At 49.1% G+C, this 17,823-nt stretch carries 14 protein-coding genes; 11 read left to right on the top strand and 3 right to left on the bottom strand.

The genetic code is table 11. The annotated features are described in order from the left end of the window. Window positions 1–105 precede the first annotated feature (105 nt). A complete protein-coding gene (gene uxaC / locus ACTRDR_RS10855; RefSeq protein ID WP_440527503.1) occupies window positions 106–1,518 on the bottom strand; it encodes a glucuronate isomerase in 1,413 nt (470 codons plus the stop codon). Window positions 1,519–1,592: 74 nt separating this feature from the next. Continuing rightward, on the bottom strand, window positions 1,593–2,600 hold the full coding sequence (locus tag ACTRDR_RS10850) for a LacI family DNA-binding transcriptional regulator (protein ID WP_440527501.1): 1,008 nt from the start codon (window positions 2,598–2,600) through the stop codon (window positions 1,593–1,595). A 398-nt stretch (window positions 2,601–2,998) separates the two neighbouring features. Between ACTRDR_RS10850 and ACTRDR_RS10845 the strand changes: the two genes are divergently transcribed. The 11 genes from ACTRDR_RS10845 (at window position 2,999) to sfsA (ending at window position 15,304) form a co-directional block, all read left to right on the top strand. Then, entirely contained in the window at window positions 2,999–4,459 is a 1,461-nt protein-coding gene (locus ACTRDR_RS10845) for a tagaturonate reductase (protein ID WP_176865985.1), read from the top strand. Continuing rightward, window positions 4,444–5,937, top strand: coding sequence for a UxaA family hydrolase (locus ACTRDR_RS10840; protein WP_440527499.1), 1,494 nt, complete (start codon window positions 4,444–4,446; stop codon window positions 5,935–5,937). The genes ACTRDR_RS10845 and ACTRDR_RS10840 overlap by 16 nt, the downstream gene beginning before the upstream one ends. Window positions 5,938–6,012: 75 nt before the next feature. Then, complete coding sequence (locus ACTRDR_RS10835; protein WP_440527498.1) at window positions 6,013–6,492, top strand: hypothetical protein; 480 nt, start codon at window positions 6,013–6,015, stop codon at window positions 6,490–6,492. A 19-nt stretch (window positions 6,493–6,511) separates the two neighbouring features. After that, window positions 6,512–8,068 (top strand): glycoside hydrolase family 28 protein, encoded by a 1,557-nt coding sequence (locus ACTRDR_RS10830; protein WP_440527496.1) that lies wholly within the window; start codon window positions 6,512–6,514, stop codon window positions 8,066–8,068. A 202-nt stretch (window positions 8,069–8,270) separates the two neighbouring features. Then, a complete protein-coding gene (locus tag ACTRDR_RS10825) occupies window positions 8,271–9,107 on the top strand; it encodes a sugar phosphate isomerase/epimerase family protein (RefSeq protein ID WP_440527495.1) in 837 nt (278 codons plus the stop codon). A 221-nt stretch (window positions 9,108–9,328) separates the two neighbouring features. Next, entirely contained in the window at window positions 9,329–10,102 is a 774-nt protein-coding gene (locus tag ACTRDR_RS10820) for a tRNA threonylcarbamoyladenosine dehydratase (RefSeq protein WP_440527493.1), read from the top strand. A 122-nt stretch (window positions 10,103–10,224) separates the two neighbouring features. Next, window positions 10,225–11,982 (top strand): methyl-accepting chemotaxis protein, encoded by a 1,758-nt coding sequence (locus ACTRDR_RS10815; protein WP_440527491.1) that lies wholly within the window; start codon window positions 10,225–10,227, stop codon window positions 11,980–11,982. 89 nt (window positions 11,983–12,071) lie between these two features. Beyond that, window positions 12,072–12,632: an RNA polymerase sigma factor gene (locus ACTRDR_RS10810; protein WP_440527489.1), complete on the top strand. Its 561-nt coding sequence runs from the start codon at window positions 12,072–12,074 to the stop codon at window positions 12,630–12,632. A 12-nt stretch (window positions 12,633–12,644) separates the two neighbouring features. Beyond that, a complete protein-coding gene (locus ACTRDR_RS10805; protein ID WP_440527487.1) occupies window positions 12,645–13,286 on the top strand; it encodes a hypothetical protein in 642 nt (213 codons plus the stop codon). Between the two features lie 3 nt (window positions 13,287–13,289). Continuing rightward, on the top strand, window positions 13,290–14,639 hold the full coding sequence (locus tag ACTRDR_RS10800; protein WP_440527485.1) for an MATE family efflux transporter: 1,350 nt from the start codon (window positions 13,290–13,292) through the stop codon (window positions 14,637–14,639). Between the two features lie 11 nt (window positions 14,640–14,650). Next, window positions 14,651–15,304 carry a DNA/RNA nuclease SfsA gene (gene sfsA, locus ACTRDR_RS10795; RefSeq protein WP_440527483.1) on the top strand — a complete coding sequence of 218 codons (654 nt, stop codon included), beginning with the start codon at window positions 14,651–14,653 and terminating at the stop codon, window positions 15,302–15,304. A 364-nt stretch (window positions 15,305–15,668) separates the two neighbouring features. Here sfsA and ACTRDR_RS10790 read toward each other — a convergent pair whose 3' ends face one another. Next, window positions 15,669–17,795, bottom strand: a complete 2,127-nt coding sequence (locus ACTRDR_RS10790; RefSeq protein ID WP_440527481.1) for a clostripain-related cysteine peptidase — start codon at window positions 17,793–17,795, stop codon at window positions 15,669–15,671. Between the last annotated feature and the right edge of the window lie 28 nt (window positions 17,796–17,823).

Below are 17,823 nucleotides of genomic sequence, written 5' to 3'. Positions count from 1 at the left end.
CTTAGCCCCAATGCGGGCTACGGGGATTCGATAGCATTTCTTAATTAACTCTCAATTTACAAAATAAGCCCCCGGTTCATCACCGGGGGCTTTTCATCTTATCTCTTATGCCAGAGGGAACTTGAAGTATCTCTTTGCGTTATTGTAAGAAATGTCGGTTACGATCTCGGACAGAGTATCGTAATCTGCGGGGAACTCGCCGCTCTCTACCCAGTTACCGATCAGGTTGCACAGGATACGGCGGAAATACTCATGTCTGGTGTAGGACAGGAAGCTTCTGGAGTCGGTCAGCATTCCTACGAATCCGGACAGATTACCCAGGTTGGCCAGGGAGATCATCTGATCCTGCATACCGGTCTTGTGATCGTTGAACCACCATGCAGAACCCTGCTGGATCTTGGCAACAGCGGTGGAATCCTGGAAACATCCGAGGATGGTACCGATTGCTTGATTGTCGTTAGGATTCAGGCTGTAGATGACAGTTCTGGGAAGCTCATCACTTACGATCAGAGCGTTCAGGAAGTCTGCCATCTGAGCGGAAGGAGCGTAGTTGTTGATACAGTCGTAACCGGTATCGGGACCCAGCTTCTCGAACATCAGGGTGTTGTTGTCACGCTTACAACCGTAGTGCAGCTGCATAGCCCAGTCGAGCTTATGATATTCGCGGCCTACGAACAGCATGAATGCGGTCTTGAACTTCAATTCTTCTTCCTTGGTCAGAACCATCTTGTTCAGTCTCTTTAAGAAGATCTCTTCCAGCTCATCGTCGGAAGCAGGATAGTACATTACATACTCTAATGCATGGTCGGATACGTTACAACCCATGGATGCGAAGAATGCCATACGGTTCTTCAGAGCTTCCTTTAAGCTTGCAAAAGAGTTGATCTCGGTCATGCCGGCAGCGGCAGCCAGCTTCTCCAGATAATCCAGATAATCGGGCTTCTCAATGTTCATAGCCTTGTCGGGTCTCCAAGCGGGCAGAACCTTTACATCGAAAGTATCATCTGCAGCCAGCTTCTTGTGCCACTCCAGAGAATCGATAGGATCATCGGTGGTGCAGATCAGGGTAACGTTGCTCTGCTTGATCAGGTTACGAACGCTCATGGAAGGCTGATGGAGCTTTTCATTGCACAGGTTCCATACTTCGTCAGCAGTGTTTTTGTTCAGAACACCGTTGTAACCGAAGTATCTCTGCAGCTCCAGATGGCTCCAGTGGAATAAGGGGTTGCCGATAGCCTTGCCCAGGCACTCTGCCCATTTGCAGAACTTCTCGTAATCGGAAGCGTCACCGGTGATGTACTTCTCGTCAACACCGCAGGAACGCATGAAACGCCACTTGTAGTGGTCGCCGCCCAGCCATACCTGGGTGATGTTGTCGAACTGACGGTCCTCAGCGATCTCCTTGGGATTGATATGGCAATGGTAATCCAGAATCGGTGTTTTTTCTGCGTAGTCGTGGAACAGCTTCCTGGCTGTCTCGGTCTCTAACAGAAAGTCTTTGTCCATAAATGCTTTCATTTTAAATTCCTCCATAAATATACTAAAAAGGGTATTTTCAGCTACCCCTTGCTGTCATTGATGAAAAGAAAAAATTATTTTGTGGTGCCGCGTTTTACCAGTTCCCCGGAGAATACGGTCTTTTTCGGCATCTCGTTTCCGCCAAGGACACCCATCAGAGTTGTGATCAGATGCTGGCAGAGCGTCTCTAATTTATTGTCGATACTGGTCAGTTCCGGATCACAGCAGTTCACCAGCATGGAATTATTATAACCGATAATCGACAGATCTTCCGGAATGCGGAGTCTCATTTCACGCCCGTATTTCATGGCACCCAGTGCCAAAGAGTCGTCAGCGGCGATAACACCGTGGAAAGTGATGCCTTTTGTGTGCAGCCTGATCAGCTGTTCTGCCATAGCGGGAATGTCCTCATGGGAACCCTGATAGAGCTGCAGGAAGCTTCCGTTGGTGAGAAGTCCCTTTTCTTCCATGGCGGCACGGTAGCCTGCCAGCTTTTTCTTACCACTGTAGGAAGTAGAATTATAGAAATACAGAATATCTTTCACACCGGAACGGATCATCTCCATGGTAGCGTCATACATGGAAGTAAAATCATCCGAGACAACACTGTACACATTCGGAGCATCCATTGCAGCATTCAACAGCATCACAGGAACCTGCACAGCGGCATCCGTAATGTATTTGTTGTCTTCTTCCTTCTCGTAGATGAAGTTGGAACCTACCAATATAATGCCGTCTACTTTTTTCGTGATCAGAAGGTTCATGGAGCTTGCCTTGGTATCCAGGTTATAACCGGTACAACACAGGATGCTGTCATAGCCGTTGGCACGAAGCTTCTGCTCGATATAATAGATCGCCTTGGCAAGATACGGATCCGAACTGTCGGCACACATGATACCGATGGTCTTCATAGTGTTGAGCCCTAACCCTCTGGCAAATGCGTTGGGAGTGTACTCATACTGGTTGATTACGTCCAGAACTTTTTTCTTGGTTTTCTCGCTTACATTATTGCTTCCATTTAATACGCGGGAAACAGTAGCAATAGAGACACCGGCCTTCTCAGAAATATCGTAAATTGTCATCTGCGGATTCCTCTCCGCTTCTATGTAACAGAATTTGTAAGAAAAATGTAAGTAGTTACATAAAAAGCTATATCTGAATTATAACGAAAGACTTCTCTTTTTTCAAGATGCTTTTTCAACTTCTTCTGTGACAAAATATTATCAATATGAAATATTGCCGATAAAATCAATAGTTTGAGCAAAAAATAAGTTTCTGTTTTTGGTGATTGACGAAACAGCTTTTTTGAAGTAAAATGAATCATGAAAGTACTTACATAAACTTTGTACAATTCAGAACCCAAAACACCACCGGCGTTGAAAACGTAATTGCCAAGAGGCGATTGGGAAGGTAAGTGCAGGGAACAGAGTGCCGTAAGACGGTGCAGATAGGATACGCTATGCGTAGAATGGAGGACAAAATGGATATCTTAAACAAGGCAAAGACCGGTAAAAAGGAGAGACCTATCAAGGTCGTACAGTTCGGTGAGGGTAATTTCTTACGTGGATTCGTAGATTACATGATCGATATCGCCAACGAGCAGGGTAAGTTCGACGGAGACATCGTTCTGATCAAACCCATCGAGTTCGGCAATCTGGATATGTTCCACAAGCAGGATTGCCAGTACACTGTATCCCTTCGCGGTAATGTGAACGGTGAAGCCAAGATCATTAATAGAATCGTAACCAGCGTTGCAGATGCAGTAGACACTTATAATGAATATGACAAGTACATGGGACTTGCCGAGATCGATACCTTACGTTTCGTAGTATCCAATACCACCGAGGCAGGTATCGTATATGATGATACCGATAAGTTCGAGTTAGAGCCTCCCAAGACTTTCCCCGGCAAGCTGACCAAGTTCTTATATCACAGATTCGAGACCTTTCAGGGGGATATGAGCAAGGGTCTGGTAATGCTTCCCGTAGAGCTGATCGATGACAACGGTATTATGTTAAAGAAGTGCGTAATGCAGCTGATCGAGCTGTGGGGTCTGGGCGATGAGTTCAAGAAGTGGGTAGATGAGGCATGTGTATTCACATCTACTCTGGTTGACCGTATCATTACCGGTTATCCCCGTGCTACGGAACAGGAAGAGTGGGAGAAGCTCGGTTACGAAGACCATATCATGGTAACCGGTGAGCCGTTCGCTCTGTGGGTTATCGAGTCCGCTAAGGATATCAGCAAGGAGTTCCCTCTTCCCGATGCAGGACTTCCTGTTATCTTCACTGACAACCAGAAGCCTTACAAGCAGAGAAAGGTTCGTATCTTAAACGGTGCGCATACCTCTTTCGTACTGGCTTCTTATCTGTGCGGCAACGACATCGTAAGACAGTCCATGCATGACGACGATATCCGCAACTTCATGCTGAAGACCATTTACGACGAAGTAATCCCTACCCTGTCTCTGCCTGAGGAGGAACTGAAGCAGTTCGCAGGTGAGGTTGTTAACCGTTTTGACAATCCTTATGTAGATCATGCACTGCTTGCGATCTCCTTAAATTCCGTATCTAAGTGGAGAGCAAGATGTATGCCCAGTTTGCTTGGCTATGTTGAGAAGACCGGTAAGCTTCCCGCTCATCTGACCTTCTCCATCGCAGCACTGATGGCATTCTATCATGGCACTGAGATCCGCGATAAGGCTCTGATCGGACACAGAGACGGTCAGGAATACAACATCATGGATGACAAGGCAGTTCTGGAGTTCTTCGCAGCAAACTGTGAGAAGGACACTAAGACTTTTGTAACTTCCTTCCTGGGCAATGAAGACTTCTTCGGTCAGGATCTGAACAAGGTTCCCGGACTTACCGATGCAGTCGCAGCATACCTGGATGATATTAAGGCAAATGGCATGAGGGCAGCATTATGCAAGATTTCTTAAAGATTAATGATAACGATAATGTAGTTGTAGCATTAAATACGATTCCTGCCGGTGAGAAGATCACAGTCTCTGCCGGTGGCGGTTCTAAGACCGTTACCGCCAGAGAAGAGATCCCCGCAGGACATAAGATGGCAATTGTTGACATTCCCGAAGACGGCGAGGTCATCAAATACGGTTACCGTATCGGTAATGCCAAGGAGAACATCGCAGAGGGCAGCTGGATCCATACTCATAATGTAAAGACAGCTTTGGGCGATCTGCTGGAGTACACCTACAATCCTACTCCCGTAGAGGAGAAGAAGACAGAAGATGTTACTTTCATGGGCTTCAACCGTCCCGACGGTAAAGTAGGCGTTCGTAACGAAATCTGGGTCATCCCCACCGTTGGCTGTGTCAACAACGTGGCAACCGCCATCGCAAAGCAGGCCAATGCATTTGTTAAAGGCAGCGTGGAAGAGGTTATTGCATTCCCTCATCCTTACGGATGTTCCCAGATGGGTGACGATCAGGAGCATACCCGTAAGATTCTGGCAGACCTGATCAACCATCCCAATGCAGGCGGTGTTCTGGTACTGGGACTGGGCTGTGAGAACAGCAACATTGATGTATTGAAGCCTTATATCGGCGATTATGATGAGAACCGTGTGAAATTCCTGGTGTGCCAGGAGCACGAGGATGAGATCGCAGACTCCGTAGAGATCATCAAGGGTCTGATCGATTACGCATCCAGGTTCGAGAGAGAACCCATCAGCGCAAGCAAGCTGGTCATCGGCATGAAGTGCGGCGGCAGTGACGGACTGTCCGGCATTACCGCGAACCCCTTAGTAGGACGCTTCTCCGATCTGCTGATCTCCAAGGGTGGTACTACCATTCTGACCGAGGTTCCCGAGATGTTCGGAGCAGAGACCATTCTGATGAACCGTTGCGCCAACGAGGAACTGTTCCACCAGACCGTAGATCTGATCAATGACTTCAAGAACTATTTCAAGAGCCACAATCAGACCATCTACGAGAATCCTTCCCCGGGTAACAAAAAGGGCGGTATCTCCACTCTGGAGGATAAGTCCTTAGGCTGTACCCAGAAGTCCGGCAGCGCTTTGGTCAAGGGCGTACTGCAGTATGGCGACACCGTGAAGACACCGGGACTGAACCTTCTGTCAGCACCGGGCAACGATCTGGTGGCAGCTACCGCACTGGCAGCCGCAGGAGCACATATCGTACTGTTTACCACAGGACGCGGAACTCCTTTCGCATCTCCGGTTCCTACCATGAAGATCGCTACCAACTCCCGCCTGGCAGGTAAAAAGTCCAACTGGATCGATTTCAATGCCGGTGTACTGGTAGAGGATAAGACCATGGAAGAGGAGACTAAGGCTTTGTTTGATCTGGTAGTGGAGACCGCTTCCGGCAGGCAGGTATGCAGCGAGGCAGCAGGCTTCCATGATATGGCTATTTTCAAGCAGGGTGTAACTCTGTAAAAGATCATACACAAAACGGCGTTCTTTTGTTACAATAAACGTGCAGGAGAACGCCTTTGTTATATAGGAGGAGCTATGACAATTCAGGAAATCAAGGCACTTCCCCGTACGGAGGAAGGCATCTTTGACTTAAAAAAGGTGCAGGCAGATGCGGGATGCAGGAACATCTATCAGGCTGCGGATCTGGTATATCCCGCATATGCGGCATATGAGACCACAGAGAATAAAAAGGAAGGCTATCCGGATATCATGGCGCAGATGCGTGTGTTAAAAAAGCATGCGGAGAGCGAATTCACCGCGGAAAACGGCGCGGATTATACCGCAGCACTGCTTCATACGGTAGAACAGATCAGCCCGGAGATCTATGAAAATTACAGAGAACTTTTAGATAATTTCCGCTGTGCAGTAAAGCGTATGCTGGAGCAGTACTACGATGTAAAAGAGAAAAAATTTGCCATGGATGACAAATCCCAAAAGGTATTCTGCGATGCTGTACAGAAGGCATGTGCGGAGTATTTATTGTTAGCGGAAAAATATCAGGAGTGCATGAGGTAGAAACGAGAGGAAACAGCGCATGGAAATCAGACATATTATGCATACTGCCCGTAGTGCGACCATTGAAATCGCGGACGGCGGCAGATATTTTACAAAACAGCCCATAGAATTACGATTAAACGGTGAGACTATTTTGACCACAGAGAAGACCATCACTTCCCTGTTTGATTTAAAGCCGGATCAGAAATATGTGGTGGAAGCTTATGTGAACGGTGAAAAGCAGGGTGAAGTATCTTTCAAGACAGATTACGAGTATGTGACCCTGGATGTGACCAGATTCGGTGCCAAGGGTGACGGCGAGCACGACGATACCCACTTTATCCAGGCTGCCATTATGGCATGCCCGGTGAACAGCAGAGTGTATTTCCCCGCAGGAATCTACCGCATTACTAGCCTGTTCCTAAAAAGCCACATCCGTATCGAACTGGCAGAGGGCGCGGAGCTTAAGGCATTTACCGACAGAGAGAAATTTCCTACCTTCCCCGGCATGTTACAAAGCTACGATGAGACCGACGAGTACAATCTCGGCACATGGGAGGGCAATCCCTTACCTATGTTCTCCGGCATTATCTGCGGCATCGGTGCAGAAGATGTGGTGATCTACGGCCAGGGTAAGATCAACGGCAACGCTTCCAAGGAAAACTGGTGGAAGGCCCCCAAGGTCATGAACATTGCGTTCCGCCCGAGACTGTTTTTCATCAGCGGATGTAAAAATGTGACTTTACAGGGAGTGACCTTCTGCAATTCTCCTTCCTGGACCCTGCATCCCTATTTTAGCAACGATCTGAAATTCATCGGTGTGACGGTGCAGAATCCCAGCGATTCTCCCAACACCGACGGACTGGATCCCGAGTCCTGCAAAAATGTGGAGATCCTGGGCGTGCGTTTCTCCCTGGGAGATGACTGTATTGCAGTCAAGAGCGGCAAGATCTACATGGGCAAAAAGCACAAGACCCCTTCTGAGAACATCCACATCCGCCAGTGCCTGATGGAGAACGGTCACGGTGCCGTAACTCTGGGCAGCGAGATGGCAGGAGGTGTGGTAAATCTGACGGTGGAGGACTGCATTTTCCGTCATACGGACAGAGGCCTGCGTATCAAGACCCGCCGTGGCAGAGGAAAAGATGCGATTTTAAGCAACATCATTTTCCGGAATCTGACCCTGGATCATGTGATGACACCGCTTGTGGTCAACTGCTTCTATTTCTGCGACCCCGACGGCAAGACCACCTATGTACAGTCCAGAGATGTCTACCCCGTGGATGACAGAACACCACAGGTGAAAAAAATGGTATTTGAAAATATGGATTGCACCAATTGCCATGTGGCAGCAGCTTATTTTGACGGACTTCCGGAGCAGAAGATCGAGGAGATTTGCATGAAGGACATCTCCATCAGCTATGCCGCGGATGCAAAATGTGATGTACCTGCCATGTCGGATGGTGTAGAAAAAAGCAGTAAGAGAGGACTTTTTGCAAGAAATGTTGCAAAATTGACCCTGGATAACGTAAAAATCGAAGGACAGGTTGGAGAGGCTTACGAGCTGGAAGGCGTGGATGAGCTGATCCAGCGCTGATGTAATGAGCCTCAAGGAAAAACAAGTGGCTGCGAAGCAGACATTTGTTTTTCTGGGCTCATTAGCGAACGAATATCCTGCGAAGCAGGATGTAGAGTGCGATAGCACGAATTCGTGAGCTTATGATATAACGAGCGCACGCTACAGTACGACAAACATAAGAGAATACGGTCCAAGAGCCGTGATTGAAATGGAGGAAATTATGCAGTTAGGAATCCGTTTACATGATACGAAAAAGCTCCCTTTTGAGGAGCGTATTGCCAATGTCCATGAGCTTGGCTTTGCCTGCGGACATCTGGCACCCGGTAAGGTGATCACCGAGTTTCCCACTACCGATGAGGCGTTGACCCCGGGACTTGCTATGTATATGAAAAATGTATTTGCGAAAAATCAGGTGGATGTTGCGGTGCTTGGATGCTATCTGAATCTGGCAAATCCCAATCCGGAGCAGCTTTCGAAGATCACCCACCGCTATATGGCACATATCCGTTTTGCTTCGTGGCTTGGCTGCGGTGTGGTGGGAACCGAGACCGGTGCTCCCAACGTTACTTATACCGCAGTACCCGAATGCCATGGTGAAGAGGCTTTGCAGACCTTTATCACCAACTTACGTCCCGTCGTAAAATATGCCGAGCAGATGGGTGTGGTCATGGCCATCGAGCCGGTATGGAAGCATATTGTCTACAATCCCGCCAGAGCGAGAAGAGTGCTGGATGAGATCAATTCGCCCAACCTTCAGATCATTCTGGATCCGGTGAATCTGCTGGATTATTGTAATTACAAGGATCAGGTAGCAATTGTGGACGAAGCCATTGATCTGCTGGGACCGGATGTAGCCATGGTACACCTGAAGGATTTTATTCCCGAAGATGGGAAGCTTAGATCCGTAGGCTGCGGTCTCGGACAGATGGACTACACCTCCATCCTTAAGTTCATGAAAGAGCGCAAACCCTACATCCATGCTACCCTCGAAGATACCACGCCTGAGAACAACCTCCAGGTGAAAAATTTTATTCAGGGACTCTATGACAATCTCTAAAGATGTGATATACTCTTACGAGAGTATTCCCAGTATACTAGTAGGAACAATAAAAATAAGCTAAAGCATGGGAACCTTTAAGTTCCCATGTTTTTTTATACTTGGAATTTTCACGATCCGGTTCCCTGACCGTGCGGTGTTTGCTGTGCTGGATGAAAGGGGGACAGCACAGCTGCGTGCAATATAGTTAAATATAGTTATAAGAAAAGGAATCTACATCTATGTTAAACGAATTTTCCAGAACCGAATTACTCCTCGGCAAAGATGCCATGCAGCGTCTTTACCACGCCCGTGTCGCCGTCTTCGGGATCGGCGGAGTCGGCGGCTATGTCGTCGAAGCCCTTGCCCGCAGCGGAGTCGGCGCCTTTGATCTCATTGACGATGACAAGGTCTGTCTGACGAATATCAACCGCCAGATCATCGCTACCCGTCAGACGATCGGCAAATACAAAGTAGATGTCATGGAGGAGCGGATTCATCTGATCAATCCTGAGGCACAGGTGGTAGGACATAAATGCTTCTATCTCCCGGAGACTGCCGATCAGTTTGATTTTTCCCAGTACGATTACGTCGTGGATGCCGTGGACACTGTGACTGCAAAAATCGAGATCATCCTGCGCGCAAAGGAGGCCGGAGTCCCTGTCATCAGCTGTATGGGTGCCGGCAATAAGCTTGACCCCACACAGTTCCGTGTGGCGGACATCTATAAGACTACCATGTGCCCGCTGGCAAAGGTCATGCGCAGAGAGCTGAAAAAACGCGGTGTGAAAAAACTGAAGGTTGTCTACTCTATCGAAGCTTCCCTGAAGCCTCTCGAAACTATGGAAACCAGCTGCCGGACGGGCTGCGTCTGTCCTCCCGGCACCGTCCATAAATGCACCGACCGGAGAGCAATTCCGGGCAGTATTTCCTTTGTCCCTTCCGTGGCGGGGCTGATCATCGGTGGAGAGGTGATCAAAGACCTCATTCAGGAGGGAAAAGCACAAAAAGAATAGCTTTTTCAACCGGAGTGCGTTATAATCTTTTTATCTATTAAGCTGTCAGGGGCTGTTCCCGGCAGTCCATTTTAGAAAGAATATACAGAGGTCATAAGGGTACAAAGGAGGTTATTTTATCTATGGCAGAAGCGGTAAAACAGGAACAGACAGAAGGGGAAACTGTCTCACTGGACAACATGAAAGATCTCAAGGGGAAAAAGGGAGCAAATCTGATCGTCAAGATCCTCGCGATGGTACTGATGCCGATGCTGGTCATCATATTTTTTGCGATGCTGGCATTGAAGGCAGTCGGCAACAACACCGCGGAAACGCTTGTGAAGGAAGAGCTGGCTGCTACGGAATATGCGATGCAGCTGAATCTGGACAGCGCTTCTGGGGAGGGCTTCCGTTATGAGAACGGCAGTCTCTGCAAGGGCGAGATCAATTTTACAGAGAATCAGAGCTTTTTCCAGAATTTCACGAGCAATACCAACGTAGATGTGGTACTGTTCTGGGACAAGGAAGCGGCAGCAGCAAGCTTTGACTATTCCGGCATCGTACTGAGTGATTCTGTGGCATCCAAAGTACTGGCAGGATCGGAATATTTTGACACTTCCCTGAAGCTGGGGGATACCAGATATTATGCATATCTGACACCGATTACCGGAACCGACGGCAAGACAGCGGGGGCTCTGGCAGTGGCGATCCCGGTGGAGCACGTGAAAGAACTGTATTCCGGCATTGTGAGATCCAATACGATCTTTATGTATGTGCTGGCACTGATCTTCTGTATCAGTACGATTTTAGTCGTAGGTCTGATTTCCAGAGCACTGCTTGGTGTGGTCAGCAATCTGGATCAGGTGGCTGAAGGCAGGCTGAATTTTGATATCTCCACGAAGCTGGTAAACAGAACCGATGAAGTCGGCAAAATTGCCAGAGCGGTGCATTCCGTTGTGGTAGGCTTCTCCCGGATCATTACCAATATCTACAGTTCCATGCAAGAGATGGATGAATTCACCGGAACTTTTTCGAGCAATTTTGACAGTATCGGACAGTCTATTTCCGCAGTCAATACCGCGGTCAACGAGATTGCGCAGGGCGCTACCACTCAGGCGGCGGATACCCAGAAAGTCAGCGAAAGCATGAACGAGATGAGCAATGCACTGGGCCGTACGGCAGACAGTATTAATGCTTTGAGCAGCAGTGCTGCCAACATGAAGGAAAGCAATGCCACCGTGGACAGCACCCTGAAGGAACTGTTGAAGATCAGCTCTCATACACAGCAGTCGGTGGATCAGGTGCAGGAGCAGACCAATATCACCAACGAGTCCGCACAGGCGATTCAGGCAGCTACCGATATCATCGCAGGTATTGCGAACCAGACCAACCTGCTGTCATTAAATGCCAGCATTGAGGCAGCGAGAGCCGGTGAGATGGGCAGAGGCTTCGCAGTCGTAGCGGAAGAGATCCGTGGTCTGGCAGACCAGTCCAAGGAATCCGCAGACAAGATCCGCGGCATCGTGGAGAACCTGATCAGCAATTCCAACCAGAGCGTTCAGATCATGAACGGTGTGGTTGGTGAGATCCATCAGCAGAACGAGAAGCTGGGTACCACGCTGAATGTCTTCAGCACCCTGAACCAGGAGGTTCAGAATGTCGTCGGTGAGATTAACGTGATCTCCGAAGAGCTGGATCATATCGAAGCATACCGGACAGATGTAGCGGACAAGATCGACAGTCTGACCGAAATCTCCCAGAATAATGCAGCCAGCACCGAGGAGACGGCGGCGACGATGGATCAGCTGTCAGAGATCGTGGAGGATTGCCGGAAGGCCACCGTACAGCTGAATGTGATCGCAGACGAGCTCAATGCGAATGCAAAGAAGTTCCAGATCTAGGAAGCCGGGGACATTACGGGATACACGAAGAATATGGGGGCACTGCTGCAGATATTTGCGGCAGTGCCTTTTCTGGAAAGGAGAGACCTGTGGAAGATACAGCGATACTGGAACTGTACTGGGCGAGGAATGAGCAGGCAATCGCAGAGACACAGAAGAGTTACGGAAAATACTGTTACAGCATTGCCTACCATATCCTGCATGACAGGGAGGATACGGAAGAGTGCCTGAATGATACCTGGATGCGGGCATGGAATGCCATACCTCCGAAAAAACCGAACCGGCTGGAACTGTTTTTGGGAACAATCACCCGCAATTTATCGTTTGATAGATGGAAGACAAAGAATGCAAAAAAACGGGGAAGTGGTCTCATGGATACCACGCTGGATGAACTGGCGGAGTGTATTCCCGCAGCCCACGATACGGAAAGCATTGTGGAAGTAGCGGAGTTAGAGCGGAGTATCAATGCTTTCCTGCATACACTCTCCGAACAGGAATGTAATGTTTTTTTAAGAAGGTACTGGTTCGTGGAGGAGTATGCCCAGATCGCAGAGCGCTATGGTATGAATCTGAATACTGTGAAGACATCCCTGTTCCGCACGAGGAAAAAGCTGCAGAAATATCTGGAACAGCAGGGAATTGTCTTGTAAGAGGAAGAGAAGATGAGCGAGCAAAACAGAGAAAAAGAAGAAAGATTGTTCCGTGCCCTGTCCGGTGTAGAGGAGGAATTACTGCATCGGAGTGAACAGAATGAAGGTGTGGAAAAGCGGAAAGCAAATGGAAAAATACGCAGATTTCCGCTATACTATGTGTCCCGCATTGCGGCAGCCTGTCTTTGCTTCGTGGTGGCGGGAGTGCTGTATATGACCATGAGCGGCACCAAAATGGCAGACAGCACCGGTGCGGATACAGCGGCACCACAGTCAGCATACAGCACAGGCGCAGAAAGTGCGGCACCGGTGGAAAATTTTGCAGCGGCGCAGGCAGAGAATGCAGCAATAGAAGCGGAAATGGCAGAAACTGCCGCAGATATGCCGGAAGATGCCGTGGCAGAGGTGACGGCAGGCACGGATGGCGCCGTTACAGGGAATCTGCTGGCGGCACAACAAAGCAGTGACAGCATGGATGAGAAGCAGAGCAGCGGGATGAGTGCGGATGCGGACAGTGTAGTGTCTGTCAGCGGCAACGAGGTGTCCGGAGCAGAGGACAGCATGGAAGAAGCAGAACAAGATCAGGAAGAGACACTTATAGAAAAGCAGAAGAGCCCCTCCTTAGCGAAAATGAAAACGAAAGGACAGCGATAAGCAATGAGTACGATAGAGAAACATGATATGACCCGGGGGAAGATACTGCTTCCCTTAGTATCATTTACAATACCACTGGTACTGGGCAATCTGTTTCAGCTGACCTACAACGCGGCGGACTCCGTGATCGTAGGAAAATACGTGGGTGAGCAGGCATTGGCAGCAGTGGGAACTTCCACGCCGATCATGAATATAGCGATTCTGCTGATCAGCGGAATGTGTATGGGAGCCAGCGTCTTAATGAGCTCCCAGTACGGTGCCAGGGATTATGATACCCTGTCGAAGCAGATCAGCACTACCATGCTGGCAGGCTGCGGATTTTCTGTGGTATTTTCATTGCTTATGCTGCTGTTGGCGACACCGGTGCTTCGACTGATCCGGGTACCGGAGACTGCGATTCCGGAGGCTGCGGTATATCTTCGGATCATTTTCCTGGGACTGATATTTACATTTATCTATAATTTTCTGGCGAATACCATGCGGGCGCTGGGAGACAGTAAGACACCGTTGTATTTTCTGATAACCAGTGCCTTTTTAAACATTTTCGGAGATCTGTTCTTCGTGGTGGTATTACGATGGGGCGTGGCGGGAAGTGCCATTGCCACAGTGTGCAGCGAGGGGCTGTGCTGTCTGCTGTGTGGCATTTATATCAAGAAAAAGATTCCACTGTTATGCCTTGGAAAAAAGTGGTGGGTCTTCGATAAAAGCCTGCTTGGTAAGACTGTCAGCTATGGCAGCACCAGTGCCATGCAGCAGGTGTGCTTACAGCTGGGCAAGCTCATCATTCAGTCAGTAGTCAATACGCAGGGCGTGGCGGTCATGGCGGCATTTACTGCAGTGAACCGGGTGGATGATTTCGCCTATACACCGCAGCAGAACATCGGACATGCCATGACGACTTTCCTGGCGCAGAACAAGGGCGCCGGACATAAAGAACGCATGAAGAAAGGCTTTCAGACAGGATTGTTGATCGAGCTGGTCTATTCCATCGGTTTGTTTGCAGTGATCTGGGGTCTGGCCCCGCAGATCATGACTTTGTTCGCCGAGGACGGGGATGCACAGGTGGTATCTCTCGGAATCAGTTATCTGCACCTGATCTCCTGGATGTATATCCTGCCGGGAATGACCAATGGAATTCAGGGATTCTTCCGCGGTATCGGCGATCTGAAGGTGACACTGTACAGTACCTTTATGAATATGTTGGGCAGAGTTGTGGCAGTATTTGTAATGATCCGCCTGCTGCATATGGACTTCGAAAGCTTAGCGTGGGCGAATATGATCGGATGGATCGTGATGCTATTGTTTGAAGTACCGTTATTAGTAAAGTCCATCCGCGGCGGCGAGTGCGGCTAGAAGAGGTAGTAATGAAGTATGGAAAAATAGTAGAAGGGAAATTTATTGACCGCCCCAACCGGTTTATTGCCCATGTGGAGATGCAGGGCAGACCGGAGACGGTACATGTGAAAAATACGGGGAGATGCAGGGAATTGCTCCTTTCGGGAGCGGCAGTACGGCTGGAGGTCTCGGATAATCCTTCCAGGAAAACGTTGTATGATCTGGTGGCGGTCTATAAGGAAAATATCGGCTGGATCAATATCGACAGCCAGGCACCGAATAAAGTGGTGAAAGAATGGCTGAAGAAGCAGGATTATGATTTGGTCAGACCGGAGTATACCTATGGCAATTCCCGTATCGACTTCTATATGGAAAAAGGGGAGAGGAAATACCTTCTGGAAGTGAAGGGCTGCACCCTGGAAATCGACGGGATCGGCTATTTCCCGGATGCACCTACTGAACGCGGTGTGAAACACCTGCGGGAACTGACACAGGCAGTAGAAGCGGGATATACCTGCATGGTCGCTTTCGTCATTCAGATGCAGGGCATCACCGAGGTCCGTCCCTACACCGCCATGCAGCCTGAGTTCGGCGTGGCATGGCAGCAGGCAGTGGACGCCGGAGTGCAGATGCTTTTTCTCCCGTGCCTCGTTGGTCGTGATAGCCTGCAGATAGTTGAGTGAATCCACGAACGCCCACGGCGAATGGAACATCACGCCTTGATGTCGCGTCTCCGGGTGTGAATTTTCTACGAAAAGTGATAAAGTGGTTCTCATCATGACGGGGTCGCCTACACGCGCCCTCCATGTGCGCCAAAAGCCATGCTCGCATGGCTTGGCTGACGCGGACATCGTGTCCGCTTTCCCCCTGTTTTTCAACACTTTTCAAGAAAATATCAACACCCTCCGACAGACATCGCGGCATGACATTTCATTCGTCGTGGGCGTTCTACGTCCTGGAAGCCTGTGAAAAACCAGTAGCCCCGGCAGGGTATAAGAATAAGCAGACCGTTTCTTATACCCTGCCAAGGGCTACGGAAGATTTACATTATTTCAACGGTATCATATCCGAATAGGACACATTCCCCTGGGAATCCTTCATGAAGAAGATGCACACGTAATTCTCCGGATGATCCAGCGGCTGCACCACGGTCCGATAGTCGGAGGTCAGATCCACCTCAAACCCCATCATCCACTTCGATTTCTCCCAGTCGAAGAAATCCAACAACTCCCCATTCTCATCCCGGGTCACGTAACTGCAACGTGCAGCCACGGACATATTCGCATAATCATCCAGATGGATCAGCTGCTTGCTGGCGCTTTGCACATCGTCGTCATCATCGCTTAAAGGAATCGCATTTCGGATAATACCATCCGGATAATCTTCATTTACCGCAATCTGCAGCTGCACAGCCTGAGACTCCCAATTATCGAAATTCATCAGTACCACAAATGACAGATAACGGTTCTCCACATCACTGATATCCGATTCCGTCAGGATCATAGGAATATCGGATATCCCCTCGTCATCCTCCATATACAGCGCATTGTTTTTATATGCCGCATGCAGAACCCCATTTTCATCCAAAGTCACGCGCTTGCTGCCCTGGATAAACAGATACATATCATCTGCTCTGGGATCTTCCTCCGCGGTAACATAACCTTCTTCCTTCGCCTTACAGAGAATATAATATCCGCCGGAAGCGAAGTTCTCCTGCTGCTCTGGTGTCAGCTGCAGAGTGATGTCTGATTCGTCATAAGTACCGTCATTTTCGGTGGTGACCGTAGTAGCAGCACTGGAGATCTGGCGGTCGGATAACAGCGTGTCACCATTCTGAATCGCATAGAAATCCTGCAAAAATCTGGTGTAATCCGGAGCAAATTCAAGATAGTTAAGCATTTCAATGCAGGCATCCCGATAGTCCTCATCCGTCTGATAAGGATAACAGATAGAAATACCGCCGGCATTTTCCATATTCGTGTCGGAATAGACGACACAGCGCTCCACAGCAGAGACAGCATCCCGCGCAGCCTGTGAATTATCTCCGAGAAGCTCTAACAGATGTAGAACATCTACCATGCCGTAATTCATATCGGAAGAGTAACTTCCGAAGTCTCTTACCCTGGCACGCTTCCGCACCAGTCTGGGGAAACTTTTCACATCCAGAGAAGTATCCAGCTCTGCAAAATAAGTGTTCAGGGCATCCTCTGCTTCCGCATAGGCATTCAGGTCAATGCAGGACAGGGTCAGATCGGAGTACAGATTGGGATATACATCAAAGACATACTCGCCGTAATCCATGTAGGCATCTATGATAGCTTCCCCCATCTGATCTCCGGAAACCGGATCACCGGACAGTTCAGACAGGAAGGAATAATTCCAGCCCCAGCCGGGTTCTGTCTCCTGGGAGGCAACCATATAATTGGCATAAGGTGCCAGTACGGAAGCTACCTCCAGGGAACTCATCAGGCAGGCATCGAAACCGATCCATTCCAGTTTCGTCTGATGGGCACCTACGGAATCTCCCAGGGCTTCCGCCAGCTCGTCCAGTGTCAGCAGATCATTATAGTTCTCATCCACACCATAACCAAGGACCGGTCCGCCGCCATGATCCCAAAGGATCAGACTGTAAGAATCTGCGGGGAAGAAATCAAAGCAGTAATTTACAAAACTGCTCAATGTCAGGGGATTCCCCATATTTTCCGCAGGGTAGGTATCCAGAGGGACAAATCCCTCCTCCTTCAGCAAAAGCGTTGTACAGTCATCGCCGGATAATCCCCGGTCTTGCCACTTAGAGGCACCGCCCGCATAGACGATGACATTATTGTGAGCCGTGTCCACACCGGCGGCTTCCATTTCATTCATGTCCAGGCTGGCATTACCGTAATAAGATTCCAGATCGGAGCCTACCATATAGATCATGACCGTTTCTACTGTCCCCACAGAATCCAGACTGCCATAATCTACCTGGGGCATCGGAGTGGCATCCGGCTCCTGATGATAAGTGCCGTGATGAGACGATTGTGATGAACTGCTTCCGGCATTTTCCGCATAGGACAGAAGCTGTGCAAATACTCCTATCGGAGTCGTCCGGACGCGGCACCCCGTAAGGAATACGGGAATCATTAACAGACACAGTAGTGTCCGCCATTTTTGTTTTGTATTTCTTTTCATAAAGACCTCCCTCATAGAGCGCAGAGTG

It is taken from the genome of Simiaoa sp. (assembly GCF_051972595.1).
GTDB lineage: Bacteria > Bacillota > Clostridia > Lachnospirales > Lachnospiraceae > Acetatifactor > Acetatifactor hominis.
The sequence above is the reverse complement of the archived record's forward strand: the minus strand, read 5'-3'. Positions and strand labels throughout refer to the sequence as shown.

Excerpts from the sequence above, each read along its gene's own strand:
- ACTRDR_RS10835 (WP_440527498.1), top strand. The coding sequence starts at position 6,013 with ATGACAATTCAGGAAATCAAGGCACTTCCCCGTACGGAGGAAGGCATC.
- ACTRDR_RS10825 (WP_440527495.1), top strand. The coding sequence starts at position 8,271 with ATGCAGTTAGGAATCCGTTTACATGATACGAAAAAGCTCCCTTTTGAG.
- ACTRDR_RS10840 (WP_440527499.1), top strand. The coding sequence starts at position 4,444 with ATGCAAGATTTCTTAAAGATTAATGATAACGATAATGTAGTTGTAGCA.
- ACTRDR_RS10815 (WP_440527491.1), top strand. The coding sequence starts at position 10,225 with ATGGCAGAAGCGGTAAAACAGGAACAGACAGAAGGGGAAACTGTCTCA.
- ACTRDR_RS10790 (WP_440527481.1), bottom strand. The coding sequence starts at position 17,795 with ATGAAAAGAAATACAAAACAAAAATGGCGGACACTACTGTGTCTGTTA.
- ACTRDR_RS10850 (WP_440527501.1), bottom strand. The coding sequence starts at position 2,600 with ATGACAATTTACGATATTTCTGAGAAGGCCGGTGTCTCTATTGCTACT.
- uxaC (WP_440527503.1), bottom strand. The coding sequence starts at position 1,518 with ATGAAAGCATTTATGGACAAAGACTTTCTGTTAGAGACCGAGACAGCC.
- ACTRDR_RS10845 (WP_176865985.1), top strand. The coding sequence starts at position 2,999 with ATGGATATCTTAAACAAGGCAAAGACCGGTAAAAAGGAGAGACCTATC.
- sfsA (WP_440527483.1), top strand. The coding sequence starts at position 14,651 with ATGAAGTATGGAAAAATAGTAGAAGGGAAATTTATTGACCGCCCCAAC.
- ACTRDR_RS10820 (WP_440527493.1), top strand. The coding sequence starts at position 9,329 with ATGTTAAACGAATTTTCCAGAACCGAATTACTCCTCGGCAAAGATGCC.
- ACTRDR_RS10800 (WP_440527485.1), top strand. The coding sequence starts at position 13,290 with ATGAGTACGATAGAGAAACATGATATGACCCGGGGGAAGATACTGCTT.
- ACTRDR_RS10830 (WP_440527496.1), top strand. The coding sequence starts at position 6,512 with ATGGAAATCAGACATATTATGCATACTGCCCGTAGTGCGACCATTGAA.
- ACTRDR_RS10805 (WP_440527487.1), top strand. The coding sequence starts at position 12,645 with ATGAGCGAGCAAAACAGAGAAAAAGAAGAAAGATTGTTCCGTGCCCTG.